This window comes from Pseudoalteromonas sp. NZS127 (assembly GCF_015864805.1).
Taxonomy (GTDB): domain Bacteria; phylum Pseudomonadota; class Gammaproteobacteria; order Enterobacterales; family Alteromonadaceae; genus Pseudoalteromonas; species Pseudoalteromonas nigrifaciens.
Map to the genome: position 1 here is coordinate 107,506 of NZ_JADYWN010000003.1, position 14,208 is coordinate 121,713.

The 14,208-nt window shown below is 38.7% G+C and carries 14 protein-coding genes; 10 read left to right on the forward strand and 4 right to left on the reverse strand.

What is annotated here, in order from left to right; translation table 11 throughout:
• Positions 1–66 precede the first annotated feature (66 nt).
• Both I6E78_RS04050 and I6E78_RS04055 read left to right on the forward strand, forming a co-directional pair.
• Positions 67–543, forward strand: a complete 477-nt coding sequence (locus tag I6E78_RS04050) for a transcription elongation factor GreAB (RefSeq protein ID WP_058373292.1) — start codon at positions 67–69, stop codon at positions 541–543.
• Between the two features lie 577 nt (positions 544–1,120).
• Positions 1,121–1,561 carry a GFA family protein gene (locus tag I6E78_RS04055; RefSeq protein ID WP_058373293.1) on the forward strand — a complete coding sequence of 147 codons (441 nt, stop codon included), beginning with the start codon at positions 1,121–1,123 and terminating at the stop codon, positions 1,559–1,561.
• Positions 1,562–1,859: 298 nt separating this feature from the next.
• Here I6E78_RS04055 and I6E78_RS18625 read toward each other — a convergent pair whose 3' ends face one another.
• The gene (locus I6E78_RS18625; protein WP_231617939.1) at positions 1,860–2,111 is read right to left on the reverse strand and encodes a hypothetical protein; all 252 of its coding nucleotides are present in this window, start codon (positions 2,109–2,111) and stop codon (positions 1,860–1,862) included.
• Between the two features lie 840 nt (positions 2,112–2,951).
• On the opposite strand from I6E78_RS18625, the gene I6E78_RS04065 reads away from it, so the two are divergent.
• From I6E78_RS04065 to I6E78_RS04095, 7 genes are all read left to right on the forward strand, one after another.
• Positions 2,952–3,242: a hypothetical protein gene (locus I6E78_RS04065; RefSeq protein ID WP_197182004.1), complete on the forward strand. Its 291-nt coding sequence runs from the start codon at positions 2,952–2,954 to the stop codon at positions 3,240–3,242.
• An 86-nt stretch (positions 3,243–3,328) separates the two neighbouring features.
• Complete coding sequence (locus I6E78_RS04070; RefSeq protein WP_197182005.1) at positions 3,329–3,865, forward strand: c-type cytochrome; 537 nt, start codon at positions 3,329–3,331, stop codon at positions 3,863–3,865.
• 23 nt (positions 3,866–3,888) lie between these two features.
• Complete coding sequence (locus tag I6E78_RS04075) at positions 3,889–4,392, forward strand: nuclear transport factor 2 family protein (RefSeq protein ID WP_197182006.1); 504 nt, start codon at positions 3,889–3,891, stop codon at positions 4,390–4,392.
• Positions 4,393–4,524: 132 nt separating this feature from the next.
• Entirely contained in the window at positions 4,525–5,142 is a 618-nt protein-coding gene (locus I6E78_RS04080) for a formyltransferase family protein (RefSeq protein WP_231617940.1), read from the forward strand.
• Positions 5,143–6,054: 912 nt separating this feature from the next.
• A complete protein-coding gene (locus I6E78_RS04085) occupies positions 6,055–7,449 on the forward strand; it encodes a RimK family protein (RefSeq protein ID WP_011328058.1) in 1,395 nt (464 codons plus the stop codon).
• Positions 7,449–8,606, forward strand: coding sequence for a GNAT family N-acetyltransferase/peptidase C39 family protein (locus I6E78_RS04090; protein ID WP_197182007.1), 1,158 nt, complete (start codon positions 7,449–7,451; stop codon positions 8,604–8,606). Before I6E78_RS04085 ends, I6E78_RS04090 begins: the two co-directional genes overlap by 1 nt.
• 42 nt (positions 8,607–8,648) lie before the next feature.
• Positions 8,649–9,164, forward strand: coding sequence for an MgtC/SapB family protein (locus I6E78_RS04095; protein WP_011328060.1), 516 nt, complete (start codon positions 8,649–8,651; stop codon positions 9,162–9,164).
• A gap of 28 nt (positions 9,165–9,192) precedes the next feature.
• Here the strand turns inward: I6E78_RS04095 and I6E78_RS04100 are convergent, their stop codons facing one another.
• Both I6E78_RS04100 and I6E78_RS04105 read right to left on the reverse strand, forming a co-directional pair.
• A complete protein-coding gene (locus I6E78_RS04100; RefSeq protein ID WP_197182008.1) occupies positions 9,193–10,428 on the reverse strand; it encodes a sensor domain-containing phosphodiesterase in 1,236 nt (411 codons plus the stop codon).
• A gap of 69 nt (positions 10,429–10,497) precedes the next feature.
• Positions 10,498–11,508: a GlxA family transcriptional regulator gene (locus I6E78_RS04105; RefSeq protein ID WP_197182009.1), complete on the reverse strand. Its 1,011-nt coding sequence runs from the start codon at positions 11,506–11,508 to the stop codon at positions 10,498–10,500.
• Positions 11,509–11,636: 128 nt separating this feature from the next.
• Here I6E78_RS04105 and I6E78_RS04110 point away from each other — a divergent pair, with 128 nt between their 5' ends.
• A complete protein-coding gene (locus I6E78_RS04110; RefSeq protein ID WP_197182010.1) occupies positions 11,637–13,544 on the forward strand; it encodes a beta-ketoacyl synthase in 1,908 nt (635 codons plus the stop codon).
• 72 nt (positions 13,545–13,616) lie between these two features.
• Here the strand turns inward: I6E78_RS04110 and I6E78_RS04115 are convergent, their stop codons facing one another.
• Positions 13,617–14,033 (reverse strand): MgtC/SapB family protein, encoded by a 417-nt coding sequence (locus I6E78_RS04115; RefSeq protein ID WP_197182011.1) that lies wholly within the window; start codon positions 14,031–14,033, stop codon positions 13,617–13,619.
• Positions 14,034–14,208 lie beyond the last annotated feature (175 nt).

Here is a 14,208-nt window from a genome sequence, read left to right on the forward strand (position 1 = left end):
TATTGTGGTTAGCCCTCGTAGCAATGTTAAACTGCTCGCAATATTTTTACTGTATGTGTAAACCTCATGAACAAAGCCCACGTTATTGAACACCTTAAGTTTGCCCTAGAGGCGCAGCTTACCACCGCAAAAGTGGCCGCTAAAACAGCACACGACACCGCCACGCACGAAGAAAACATAGCAGAAAATAAATACGATACCCTAGGGTTAGAGGCCGCTTATTTAGCCCAAGGCCAAGCGCAGCGCGTAAACGATTGCTATAAAAGCATGGAATTATTTAAGCCCATATTTAATCAGCCAGCCAGCAGTAAAATAGCCATTGGCTCGCTAGTGTGTCTGGAGGATACAAATGAGCAGCAAAAATGGTTTTATTTAGGCCCAAGCGCAGGCGGATTAACCGTAGAGGTTAAAGGTTTAACGATTGCCGTTGTAACCCCCGGCGCGCCCTTAGGTAAGCTGTTATTAAATAAGCAACTCGATGATGGCATAAGTTTAACCATTGCCGATGTAAAGCACGATTATGACATTGTAGAAATCTTATAAAATATTGGTTGTAAGCAAAGCTCATTTAAAAAACCACAAAACTTATTTATTCCCCCTCATTTTATTGTCGGATGGCGTGGCTTCGTCACTTATCCGACCTACTTCAATGTTTTATTGTGATTGCTATAAAAGCATGGAATTATTTAAACGTAGGTCGGATAAGCGAAGCGCCATCCGACAATCAAGCACCATCACGATAATATTTTGCAGGATAATTAAGCAGACACCCATCTTAATATTTGCAATTTCAGCATGCTGGGTTCAAACATGAAGTGGATGTCATGTTAAAGATTATGTTAAATATTTAAATCCCACATTAAATCTTTAATAAAACATTTATCATCATCGACTCTACTACCGATAAGTTGTATTACACGCTATACCTACTACACTTATCAATCGAAAGCATCAATACATACAGGGAGCAACTCTGGTTTACATCGACGTACATCGGCGGTTCAGAATGTGACTGATGTTAAGTTGTAACTATCATCGGTAGAGGCTTACATTAAGACTCTGTCGTTGTTTATTTTACTGAAGATGCGTCCAACCAGGTACGCATAAAAGGAAAGAGATTATGACCAGTTCTTATACAGGTGGCTGCGAACACGTTCATATTAAAGCTAAAGCTGAGCCAATCGATAATCATGTTTGTCACTGTAATGTTTGTAAGGGCGTGACAGGCCAGCAGAGTACGCATGTGGCGTTCTTCAAATACACAGATCTGTCTGCCGATCACCCTGAAAAAATAAAGCGTCAGCCGTTCAATAAGGACAACCCAGAAGGACCACTTGAGCTTTGTAGCTGTACTGATTGTGGCGCTGCACTAATGCTTGATGATAAACAGAAACGCATTCGTGTTGCCGTGCCAAATGTTATGGGTTACAAAGAAGCAACGTTTCCTAAGGCCACATATCACGCATTCTACGACACATCAAAGGGCTACCCCAAACCATCCGACGGTCGTCCGGTTTATGAAGGGTTGCGTCCTGAATTCGCTTGGCCTGAACCTGCTTAATCGGATGCTTTTATACTCGAACAGGAGAGGTTAACCAATCAATCCTACTATTGACCTTGGCATCATTATAGCGAACCGTATAACAATTTCACGGCATGGTATTACAGTTTTCGATACATGAAGGTAGTGGTGCCCGTTTTTTGCAGTAACTGATTTGGTAGGTATTACATCAGGGATATACGCGATCTCTTTAAATAACCGATAAAAGGGGGGCCACCCATTAGAAAGTTCCGGTCAAGCAGGCAGCTGCGTTTTCTTGAACTTTTATTTAAAAGCTAAGTGTTCTTACTTTTTAAACTCAATTTAAATATGACTGTGCGTTCAGTAATAATAAGTTTTTAGTGGGCTGTTGGACAATATCCATCCGTTTACGCATTAAGTCACGAACAGCTCTAAGCTTGCGTGGATATATGTAATTTCCAGGGAGTATATTTAAGCGTAACATTTCACCCAACCAGCGCACATCACTATGATCGTCAGCATGTTTTAAGCCTGAATGTTGTTGGATTGCAGCGAGATTCGCTAAATATATTTTAAACTTTGCATCCATTAATGCATCAACTAGCCAATACCAATTAAATGTTGATTCAACAACAAGTTCTGTTAGCTTGTCTTTATAGGGGATAAAAAAGACAAAATGACAGACACGTCATTATTTAAACGCTTTGCTCATTAATGATAGCAATAACATTATTATTTGAATGTAAGTCAATTCCACCATATAGCTTCATACTAAACTCCTCGATATACTGTTTATTTTTTTGCTCAACACAACTGTATTGAAAAACGCTAGGAGCTTTCTATATGGTTATAAATATTTAACTTTTGTAAATCAGAGTGTTGAAAGCACACAGACTTTATCTTATCTATGAGAAACATTTAAGCCAGCGAACTCTAATAGCGCATTTTACATTCTAAACGATATATAAAATGTGAACACACTAACCTATACGATTAAGATGGCTTTTGCTGCAAATGAGTGACCTGATTAGAACGAATAAGCACATAACTTTGTTTTAATAAGCACTTCAACCTTCCCGCAATTAAAATTATTAAATACTAACCAGGCAGCAATCCGACATTAAGATTACAGCTTTGTCATGTTTGTGTCATGTCAATGACAGGTTGAACTTTTATACTCATGCTTATATTCCTTCTATATTTTAATATAAAAGGCTAGGAATAAAAATTAATGAATAATTGCAATCGATCTTGCCAGTAAGGCATTACTTAGTTCAAGGGTTAATAGCAGCGATCTCTTAACTATTATTAATAATATGGCTTTATTTTAGCTGCAATTATTATGATAAATTTGAGTGTTAAGAAGAGTAATATCGCTTTGATACACCTAAACAGGCCTCAATAGAATTTATAAATCTAGGAGTTAACCATGAATATTTTAACAAAATTAGCTTTAGTTTTGATACCAACAATTACCTTATCTACATCAGCTCTAGCGCATAACCCATCAATGCATGTAAAGAAGGCAAAAAAGGCGGATTGTACCAAAGTGAATCATAGTAAAATGGATATGAAAGATCCTGTTGCAATTGCCATAATGAAAAAATGCATGAAGCAGTCGAAAATCGATAAACATGACATGAAAGACATGGATCACAGTAAAATGAAGCAAGAAGAGCATAAAAAATCTAAGGAAGATGATGATGGTCATAATCATTAACCTATCTTATTGAGTCATTTAGCAAATGTTTAAGTGCTGATACGTTATATGGCGTCTTAAAACCTTAGTATCTCAAGGGGGATTGTATGAAAATCATTAGATTACTATTATTGTTTGTTGTTTTAGGTCTTGCTTCAGCAGCTACTGTTATTTACTCCGGTATTGTTGATGTTGCTGCTGATGAACCGCACAGTGATCTTGTTTATTGGCTATTAACAGAAACTAGAGAAAACTCTATTAGTAAGGCTTCACAAGATATAATTGTACCTGATTTGAATGAACCCGAATTACTACTAACCGGTGGAAGTGATTATGAATATATGTGTTCTAGTTGTCACCTAAAGCCAGAGCAGCGTGAAAGTGATATGAGTTTAGGCTTATATCCGGCGCCACCTAACTTAACTATATCGAGTAACGAGCATATAAATCATGCGCACGACGAAGATGAAGACAAGCTAGCTCGTAGGAATTTCTGGATTATCAAACACGGTATTAAAGCATCTGGCATGCCAGCATGGGGGAAAACCCATGACGATAGGCGTATGTGGGCAATGGTTGCTTTTATTAAACAGCTACCTACCTTAACACCAGAAGAGTATCAAATACTCACTGCTATAGACTAACCCAACACTATAAAGGAAGAAATATGAAAAGATATACTGCAGCAATACTGATACTTGTTCTGAGTTTTTCTACGATTGCTCATGATGATAAAAATCATAACACACAAGATAAACAAGCAATTATTGATATCATCTCGGGTATTAAACTTGGTTGGGAAAATGGTGATGGTACGCCATTTAGAAAAACTTTTCTAAATTTTAAAGGTGCTAGATATATAGAGTCTGGTGGTCAAAACTCAGGGTTAGACAGCTTAGTTAATCATCACGTTGAACCAGAGAAAGATGCAATGGAATACCTAAAATTAGACTTTTCTAATATAGAAGTAACTTTTGAAGGAAGTGAGAAAGAATTTGCTTGGGCTATTGCTGATAGTGCGGTGCAGGGAAAAGTTAAAAGTTCAGGTAAAGAGTTTGATAAAACAGGCTATCAAACCTTCTTATTTCGTAAGATCGATGGTTATTGGAAAGTTATTCATAGCCATTCATCGACTCGCGACAAAAGACCAAAAGCGGCTCATAAACATTAAGGTTAGGTATTTGAATGTAATTTACGCAGCTAGTATTTAAGTTAGGTATTTTTGTAAAATAAAATAGTACCAAGGCTATAGCGATAATACTAATCGCTATAACCTTGGTACTATTTTGGAATTAAAAAGCATATGAAAATAGTTTACTTCGGAAACAATTTATTCTCTTCGTGTTTAAAGTATTTATTAGATGAAAATCATCAAATATTGCGAGTATATAAAAATAGTCATGCGCATGAATCATCTATTATGGATAGGTTATGTGAAAAAAATGATATTGCTATTTATGAGCACAGACCTAAGTTAATAGAGCTCAATGATTTGATCTCCTTAGGTGCAGAACTGTTCATAGTAGCTGAATATGCTTACTTAGTACCTGATACAAATGTGAAATATGCAATCAATATACACCCATCTTTACTACCTGAAGGTAGAGGGCCGACTCCTTTACCATATTTAATAAAAAACCCTGATTTTTCAGGAGTGACTATCCATAAGATAACTAATAACTTTGACTCTGGAGATGTGATTTTACAAGCTAAAGTTCTGCAATCTACTAGTAAAAGCATAACAACTTTAATGATAAAAATGCACCTTGAATCTGTCAAATTATTGAAACTTTTTATTGAAAATATTAATAACTATTACGAATCTGCAAAGGCCCAAGTAAACTACTCTTATTGGTCAAAAATTGAAATGTCAGAGAGCGTTTTAGATTGGAATACATCAATAAATGAGATCAAGATATAGAAACGGTGTTTTGGGCATCTAGGCTTAATTATAAAATTAGATCAAGTATTATGGGTTGCATCTCATCTGGAGTTCATAAATGAAAAGCAGACACCGCGACCTGGATGTGTAGTTTTTGAAGATGATAGTTTATTGGCTGTCACAGCATTAGACGGAATAGTCTGTATACATAAGCGCTCAATGTTCTCTTTGCCTGTATAATAGAAACTAAGAAACGAGAGATTTGCTAGAGTGAAACTTTGTTATATTGGAACTCGGTCATAATTTTTGTGTTAAGCTAAAAATTAAATATCTAAAACACAGTCTAATTGCTCTTCAAAATAGATGATTAACCGCGTCAATGTCTGGAGCCAATTATGTATAGGCATTGTCTAGTTTTTTGTAGCCTTTAATATATTATTATAAAATTTTAGCAGGTTGTTTTCATTTGGAAACCCGCCCGCTTTTGGTTTTTGTTAATTTTCGAAATTTTCAGGGCTTAGGTTCAATCGCTTTAAAAACATCCTTTAAATTTACACACCGCGATTATCTAAATCGTTTAAACCTAGGTCGGATAAGCGAAGCGTCATCCGACAATCAAGCCGCATCACAATAATATTCAGCCATCCGAAGAGCCAAGTTAAGGTTATAAACTCTTACCGTTCCCATAAATTATGTGTCGGATGGCGTGGCTTCGTCACTTATCCGACCTGCATCAATAATTTTCATCTTCACGCTAAAAATATCTCGTTTGTTAGTTTATCAAAAAGGCCTTATAAAGCAGATGTGGTTTAGGATTACCTAAACTAAAGCACCCATCTTATTAAGTGACACGCGCAATGCACCACTTAGTACGATGGGTGTTTCTATTTTTAATGCTTAATTATAAAAAATTAAGCATGCTTTTATAATTAGACTTAACTAGGAAAAGTCGTGTTTAAAACCTTAATTGTGGTTGATAACAACGAGCAAACTCTTGCTCAATCATTCGAAAATGTTATTACGTTTAATACTTACCTACGTGACTATCCAAAACGTGATGAACCTAAAACTCGCATTATTAACTTATGTGACTCAAGCCAATACTTGAGCAAAGGTTACTATTGCTCGCTACTCGCTGAGGCGCGTAAGCACCAAGTATTACCAAGTGTAAAAACAATAAATGCTCTACGTAGCGGCCAAGCACCTATGCACAATGTTGGCCAAATAGATGGCGCTCTATACTTTGGTAATGCCACTAACGATGAGCAAACAAAAGCGGCTAAATCGGTATTTAAACAATATCCGGCGCCTATTTTATTTGTTGATAACCAAGGCTTATTACAACAAGGGTCGTTATCCTCATTAGATGAGCAACAGTACAGCGATTTTGTAGCTAAGTTGAATAACTTTACCCAAACGCAATGGCGCATTACTGCAGAGCGACGTCGTTTTCGCTGGGACATGGCAATACTTGTTGATCACAATGAAAAGGTGCCACCAAGTGATAAAGACGCAATAGCAAAGTTTATTAAAGCAGCGGCTAAACATGGTATTAATGCCCAAGCATTAAGCTTTGACGAGATAGACAATATAGCCCAGTTTGATGCGTTATTTATTCGTCAAACTACAGCAATTGATCATCCAACATATCGCCTTGCTAGCAAAGCTCAAAGCTTAGGCTTAGTGGTTATTGACGATGCGGAGTCTATTTTACGTTGTTGTAATAAAGTGTATTTACACGATGCGTTTAACTATCAAAAAGTACCAAGTTTAAAAACAGTGGTTGTGGCTGATCAGTCAAGCGACACCCTTGAGCAGTTAGAAGCCGCGTTTACCTACCCGTTAGTATTGAAAATGCCAGAAGGCTCGTTTTCAAAAGGGGTATATAAAGTAACAAACCGTGCTGAGCTGGAAGCTAAGTTAACTGAGCTATTTGAATTTAGCGCTTTAGTACTTGCACAAGAGTATATGTACACCGAATACGATTGGCGAGTAGGGGTATTAAATGGCCGTGCAATTTACGCGTGTCGTTACTTAATGGCGCGTAACCATTGGCAAATTTATAACCACGATGCAAAACGGTTTTTTTCGGGTGGCTTTGAAACATTGCCTACATTTGAATTACCAAAAGCGGTATTAGATGCAGCATTAAAAGCGTGTAAAACAGTGGGTAAGGGTTTATATGGCGTTGATGTAAAAGAACATCAAGGGCGTGCTTACGTACTTGAAGTAAACGATAACCCTAGTATTGATCACAAAGTAGAAGACGGCTATTTAGGCGACGAGCTTTATATGATCATTATGGATGAGTTTAAACAACGCCTTGAAGCGAGGGGGCGTGGTTAATGGCAAAAGCCATGGTTGAGAGTATGATTAATGAACAGGTTGAGCAAGTGGTTATTCGCCAAGCGCTTATCAGTGATTTAACTGCGCTCACTGCACTTGAAAATGCCTGCTTCAGTAACGACAAGCTTAGCCCGCGCAGTTTAAAGCGCTGGCTAAGTGCTAAGCACGGTATTTTATTAGTTGCCGAGCAAAATAATGCGTTATGCGGTTATGGCCTAATTTGGTGCCATAAAGGCACTCGCTTAGCGCGTCTTTATTCGCTTGCGGTATTACCTACCATGCAAGGCAAAGGCATTGCTAAAATGCTACTTACAGCACTTGAAAAAGCCACCGCAGAGCGTGGGCGAATTTACCTGCGTTTAGAAGTTGCAGTAAATAACGTCAGCGCAATTGGTTTGTATAAAAGCTTAGGTTATCGAGTGTTTGGTCAGTATAGCGATTATTACGACGATCACAGCGATGCGCTACGGATGCAAAAAAACATTCGTAAAACCAGTGAGCTGAAGTTAGCACGGTTAACACCCTGGTATCAGCAAACTACTGAGTTTACCTGTGGTCCTGCGGCGTTGTTAATGGCTATGGGGAGCTTAGATGCTAGCACTGAACTGACTCAGTCGCATGAGTTGTCGTTATGGCGAGAGGGCACTACTATTTTTATGACCTCTGGGCATGGCGGCTGCCATCCGTTTGGTTTAGCACTGGCGGCACATAAACGTGGTTTTAACAGCGAGGTAATTGTTAATACCCTAGAGCCGTTGTTTTTAGATGGCGTGCGCAGTGAAAATAAAAAAGTAGTATTAGCAACGGTGCATCAGCAGTTTGTAAATGGCATAACCGCTGCCAATATACCGCTTAATAATAAAGATGTTGAGCTTGAAGACATTGAGCGTTGGCTGAAGCAAAATTTTAGCGTGTTGCTCTTAATCAGTACTTATCGGTTTGATGGTAAAAAATCGCCGCATTGGGTGTGCGTTACGCATTTAGATGAGCACTGTGTGTATGTTCATGACCCGTTTTGTGAGCCAGGAAGTGATAGTCAATTGGCTATAGATTGCCAATACGTGCCTATTGCCCGCCGCGACTTTAGTAAAATGTCGGCGTTTGGTAGCCAACGCTTAAGAACAGCAGTGGCTATTGCTAAATCAAAAGATTGTTAATATAAAATTAAACTATTCATATATGAATAACGAGGAAATTACGTGTTTTTACCTGATTTATTTGATGTCGCTCCGTACTCATGGGCTGCAATTGGTACGGCGGCATTTTGTGGCGCTATTATTGGTATTGAACGCCAATTACGTGGCAAACCTGTGGGTATTCGTACTTCTGCGTTAATTACTTTAGGTACGTATTTATTTTTATCGACCGCGTTTAATTTACAAGGCGATGTAATTGACCACTCTCGCGTAGTGGGGCAAATAATTACTGGTATTGGTTTTTTGGGCGCAGGCGTAATGCTAGCTAAAGACGGCGCAGTGGTAGGAGTAACATCGGCAGCAACCATTTGGGTGTTGGCATCTATTGGTGTAATGATAGCCACCGAAAACTTGGGCGCAGCTATTAAGCTTTCTGTGCTGGTGGTCGGTATTTTATACGGTGTTGATGTGCTTGAAGCTAAGTTTAAAAGCTTAAGTAAAGGCGTGCACACTAAAGTTAAAATTTATTCAAAACGCTATTATCGCAAAAGCGAAAATGAAACAGAGCGCCACTTATAAAGTGGCGTTTTTATAATTAAGTTTATAACTAACTTAAAACTAATTTTTGATGCACTAAAGCATCGCAAAGTGCTTGTGGGCGGCCTAAATAATAGCCCTGAACCTTGTCGACATTTAGTTTGCGTAGGGTGTTTATTTCTTCTAGTGTTTCTATGCCTTCGGCAATAATATTACAGCCAATATCTTTAGCAAATCCGCATAACGCTTTAGCTAATAAATATTTACGACGATCGCTATTAATGTTTCGGGTAAGGCTAATGTCAAGTTTAATAATATCTGCTTGTAGCTCCAAAATATGCTGAAAAGAAGAATACCCCGCACCAACATCATCTATAGCTAAGCGTATGCCTTTTTTACGCAGCGGCGCGAGTGCCGTTAACATTTCATCGTAGTTGGCAATAGGAGAGTGTTCAGTTATCTCCAGTACTATATTACTGCAATCAGAAATAGCAGCTAATGCATTAGCAACGGCACCACTTAGTATATGCTCTGGTGAGGTGTTAATTGACACATACACATCTTTATTAAAATGACTCATATTGCCTAAAACATTGTTAATTGCCAACATTTCTAGGGCTTCACCTAAACCAAACTGTGCAGCTTCATCAAACCAAATGTTAGGTGTTCTGTAGGGCTCAACAAAAAAGCGAGACAAGGATTCGTAACCCGAAATTTTATTTGTGCTTAAGCTATATATAGGCTGGTAGTAAATTTCAATATTGTTTGTGTTTATAATATTAAGTACGTTAGATTTAATACGTTGCTTTGCTTCGTTGTTTTGTATTTGCGTATCAATAAGCTGCGAAGCCAGATCTGAAATTAAATTTAAAAACGCCAGATCACGTTTGTTTAATGTGTCGTCTTTTTGTTCGTTGTAGCAACAAAATGTACCGTAAATATCGCCGTTGGATAAGGTAATAGGCACCCCAATATAAGCACCAATATTAAGCTTTTTAGTAACCGGCATATCGCGGGTTATACTATTTTTACTGGTATCAGGTATTATATTATCTAGTTCATTATTGGCTAATTTATTACAGTAGGTTTCGTTTATGGGATCAAAATTACCTACTTTTACAATGTCGTTAGGGCGTTTGGTATCAACTAATTTAAATATACGTTTAGAGTCTGTAAACTCAGAAATAAAAGCAACGTCCATATCAAGGTGCTTACGAATAAGGGCTAGCAACCGAGTTAGTCTAGTGTTGAGATCAGTCTCTGTTTCAAGATCTAATAGTAAATTCTCACTAAAATTTACATGCATATTTCCAACTTCCTTGTGTTTTAGTTAATGGTTTATATTATTACAGTAGGCTGGCTTGTTTTTAAAGTATTAGCCAAACAATTTTTTTCTCACTACTTTACGATACTCACTGGGTGTTTGGTTCAGTATTTTTCTAAATATTCGCGTTAAATGACCTTGATCGTTATAGCCAACTTCTAACGCTACTTCTTGAATTGATAAATTTGACGAAGCGAGCAGCTCTTTTGCGCCTTCTACTCGTAACTGTTGCCAATACTCAATAGGGCTTTGGTTGGTAGCTGCTTTAAAGCGCCGTGTAAAAGAGCGATAGCTTAAATTAAACTGCGCGGCCACATCTTGTAAATTAAGCTCTGTTGCTAAGTTGGTTTTTAACCAAAATTGAATTTGGGCAATTAACTCATCGGGGTGGCGATCAACCGCGCCTTCAAGATAGCGCTGATCTTCGTAGGGTTTGCGTATTTCGTGGGAAAAATTGCGCTCAACATGCTGCGCTGCAGCTTTGCCATAATACTGGCTAATAATATGCACCATTACATCGGCTAGGGCGTTTAGGCTGGCTACAGTATAGAGTCGCTCGGATTGAGTAATAAAAAAGTCAGGCTTTAACAGTACCTTGGGGTAGTCGTGACTAAATTGTTTAGCGTAATGCCAATGAGTAGTTGCAGGGTGCCCGTCAAGTAACCCTGCCTCTGCTAGTAAACAATTGCCAGTGCCTACACCTATAATATGGCTGCCATTTGTAAAACTATGTTCCAGCCAAGTAACTATATTTTGATTAGTGCGTACAACTGGGCGCGGGTTTCGCCAAATACCGGGCACTATTACTAAATCGCAATTGGGGGTATTGCTGGTGGCGCAATCGGGAAGGATTGCCAAGCCGGTACGATTACTTATTGGTTCATGGTTTTTAGCAACTAAATGAATAGCGAGTGGCCTAAAATTTTGTTTATTAATATGGCCTTTTGCAAAAGCTTCGCCCGCTCTCAACATTTCTATAGGAAGGGTTAAACTCGTTATTAATAAGTGTTGGTAAACAGCAATAGCTATATTTAATGGGGGGTTACTCTGTTTATCAGTCATATAGATGCTCCGACCAGTTAGGGTTGGCCTTTTATGCTTAATATTTGGCTATTAAAGCACAAAGCGTGGTGCGTAATCCATTTAAACTAGTGTCATATTCTTATAACACGTTTTTTAAAAGGTAAATTATGACCGCATTACCCGTAATTGTAGGCATGGGAGGCATTAATGCCGCTGGCCGTACTTCTTTTCACCAAGGTTACCGCCGTATTGTGTTAGACAGTTTAAATGCACAAGCTCGCCAAGAAACGTTTTTAGGCCTCGCCACCTTAATGAATTTAGTTAGTGTTGTTGATAATCAACTACAAGACACTCAAGGTAACAATGTTGAGCAAAGCGACATAGAAGCACGTTTTGGTGAACAAATAATTGCCGGTACGCTTATTCGTAAAATTGAAAACGAACATTTTGATCCAGACGCAACACCATGGCAGCAAAAAATGACGCTTAATGCATCAGCCGAAAACGCTATTGTGTTTGAAACCCGTGCTCGCGATTTACCACAACCGATACCTGCAAGCTGGCAGGTAGAGCAGCTGGAAGGTAAAAAAGTTAAAGTTACTATTGCCGCAGATATAGATGTTAAACACGCTTCAACTCGTGATAACCCGATTAAATCGGCAGGGCAGTTTCCTACAGGGTTTGATCCGTCTGTAATGTATAACAGCCGCTATCAGCCACGTGGTTTGCAAGCGACTATTTTTGCTGCTACCGATGCAATAAAATCAACCGGGCTTGATTGGCAACATATAATGAATAGCGTAGAGCCAGACAAAATAGGTACTTATTCGGCGTCGGTTATTGGCCAAATGGATGACAAAGGTTTAGGCGGCTTAGTTAAAGCTCGCCAGCAAGGCGACCGCGTAAGCACTAAGCAATTAGCGCTGGGTTTAAATACTATGTCGACCGACTTTATTAATGCATATGTAACGGGCAACGTAGGTACTACGTTTTCAACATCGGGCGCATGTGCTACGTTTTTATATAACTTACGCGCAGCGGTTAACGATATACAAGCAGGGCGCACCCGCGTTGCTGTGGTAGCAAGTGTTGAATGTGCTATTACGCCAGAGGTTATAGAAGGCTTTGGTAACATGAGCGCCCTGGCAAACGTTGAAGGTTTGCGCCGTTTAGATAACCTAAGTAATACAGATGAGCCCGACTATCGTAAAAGTAGCCGCCCATTTGGCGAAAACTGTGGCTTCACGTTAGGTGAAGGCGCGCAAGTAGCTATTTTAATGGATGATGCTCTAGCACTAGAGTTAGGCGCCGACATTATGGGGTGTGTGCCAGATGTATTTGTAAATGCCGACGGGATTAAAAAGTCAATTACCTCACCAGGGCCTGGTAACTACATTACTATGGCAAAATCGGCGGCATTGGCAAGTAGCTTATTAGGTAAAGAAGCCCTGCAACAGCGCAGCTTTATATTAGCCCATGGTTCAAGTACGCCGTTAAACCGCGTAACCGAGTCATTAATTTACCATAAAGTGGCACAAACCTTTGCTATTGATAATTGGAAAGTAACTGCGCCAAAAGCGTATGTTGGCCATACTATTGCTCCTGCAAGTGGCGATCAGTTAGCTATAGCATTAGGTGTATTTAGCCACAATATTATGCCTGGTATTACGACTATAGATAAAGTAGCCGACGATGTTTACGCTGATCATCTAGATATTAGAAACAGCCACTATGATTGCGGTGATATGGATATTGCATTTATTAACTCAAAAGGCTTTGGCGGTAACAACGCTACCGCTACAGTATTGTCTGCAAAAATAACACTGCAAATGCTTGCCAAGCGCCATGGCAAAAGCGTTATGAATGATTATGCTAATAAAAATGTGGCTGTAAAAGCAGCGCAGCAAAGCTATCAATCACAAGCTGATTTAGGTCAATACCAACTAATTTATCGTTTTGGTGATGGCTTAATCGATGATAACGACATTGTAATAGATGAGCAAAGCATACACCTTCCTGGCTTTGAAAAAGCGATTGCTTTTAATACAAAAAATCCCTATCAAGACATGTTTTAAGCACACATTCTTGTTTGGTAAGGCGCTTTTATAGCGCCTTTTTTGTTTTTATGAAGATATAAAATTGAAAACTTATTTAAACTTTTTAATATAGCGCAATGTTATAAAGTTAATAATGGCTAGTAAAATAGCTATTTCGTAGCGGCTGTAGGCCACCGCAATACCAATTAAACCCATATTCCAAATGCTCGCCGCGGTGGCGGTACCTGAGATAGATTGGTTATTTTTTAAAATTGCGCCACCGCCAATAAAGCCGATACCGGTAATGATCCCCTGCAACATTTTTGACTGTGCTTCAGAGGAGTCAAGAACAGACAATGCAATTAACGCATAACCACACGATGCCACTGCTACTAACGGAAAGGTACGCAGCCCCGCCCCATCTTGGCTGCGCTCTCTGTCGTAGGCCATTGGCAAAGCAAGTAAATAAGCTATGCCTAAGTGAATCAGGTTATCAACGATTTCGTGCCACTGTAAATCAATTTCCATGATCTTGCCTTTTTAGTTAATCTTAATAACTAGCTAGCAATCTGTAAGCCATTTATTTAATATTTTAAATTCAGTAATTTAGATTAATCTTTACTTTTATTCTGTGAGGCTTGGTAATAGTTACATTACTATTTTACTTTTTTACCAAAAAGTTAGTTTGATATCGCTTTTAAAT

Coding starts and splice junctions, on each gene's coding strand:
- I6E78_RS04070 (WP_197182005.1), top strand. CDS start 3,329: ATGAAAATCATTAGATTACTATTATTGTTTGTTGTTTTAGGTCTTGCT.
- I6E78_RS04080 (WP_231617940.1), top strand. CDS start 4,525: ATGAAAATAGTTTACTTCGGAAACAATTTATTCTCTTCGTGTTTAAAG.
- I6E78_RS04065 (WP_197182004.1), top strand. CDS start 2,952: ATGAATATTTTAACAAAATTAGCTTTAGTTTTGATACCAACAATTACC.
- I6E78_RS04105 (WP_197182009.1), bottom strand. CDS start 11,508: ATGACTGATAAACAGAGTAACCCCCCATTAAATATAGCTATTGCTGTT.
- I6E78_RS18625 (WP_231617939.1), bottom strand. CDS start 2,111: ATGGATGCAAAGTTTAAAATATATTTAGCGAATCTCGCTGCAATCCAA.
- I6E78_RS04050 (WP_058373292.1), top strand. CDS start 67: ATGAACAAAGCCCACGTTATTGAACACCTTAAGTTTGCCCTAGAGGCG.
- I6E78_RS04090 (WP_197182007.1), top strand. CDS start 7,449: ATGGCAAAAGCCATGGTTGAGAGTATGATTAATGAACAGGTTGAGCAA.
- I6E78_RS04115 (WP_197182011.1), bottom strand. CDS start 14,033: ATGGAAATTGATTTACAGTGGCACGAAATCGTTGATAACCTGATTCAC.
- I6E78_RS04055 (WP_058373293.1), top strand. CDS start 1,121: ATGACCAGTTCTTATACAGGTGGCTGCGAACACGTTCATATTAAAGCT.
- I6E78_RS04075 (WP_197182006.1), top strand. CDS start 3,889: ATGAAAAGATATACTGCAGCAATACTGATACTTGTTCTGAGTTTTTCT.
- I6E78_RS04110 (WP_197182010.1), top strand. CDS start 11,637: ATGACCGCATTACCCGTAATTGTAGGCATGGGAGGCATTAATGCCGCT.
- I6E78_RS04100 (WP_197182008.1), bottom strand. CDS start 10,428: ATGCATGTAAATTTTAGTGAGAATTTACTATTAGATCTTGAAACAGAG.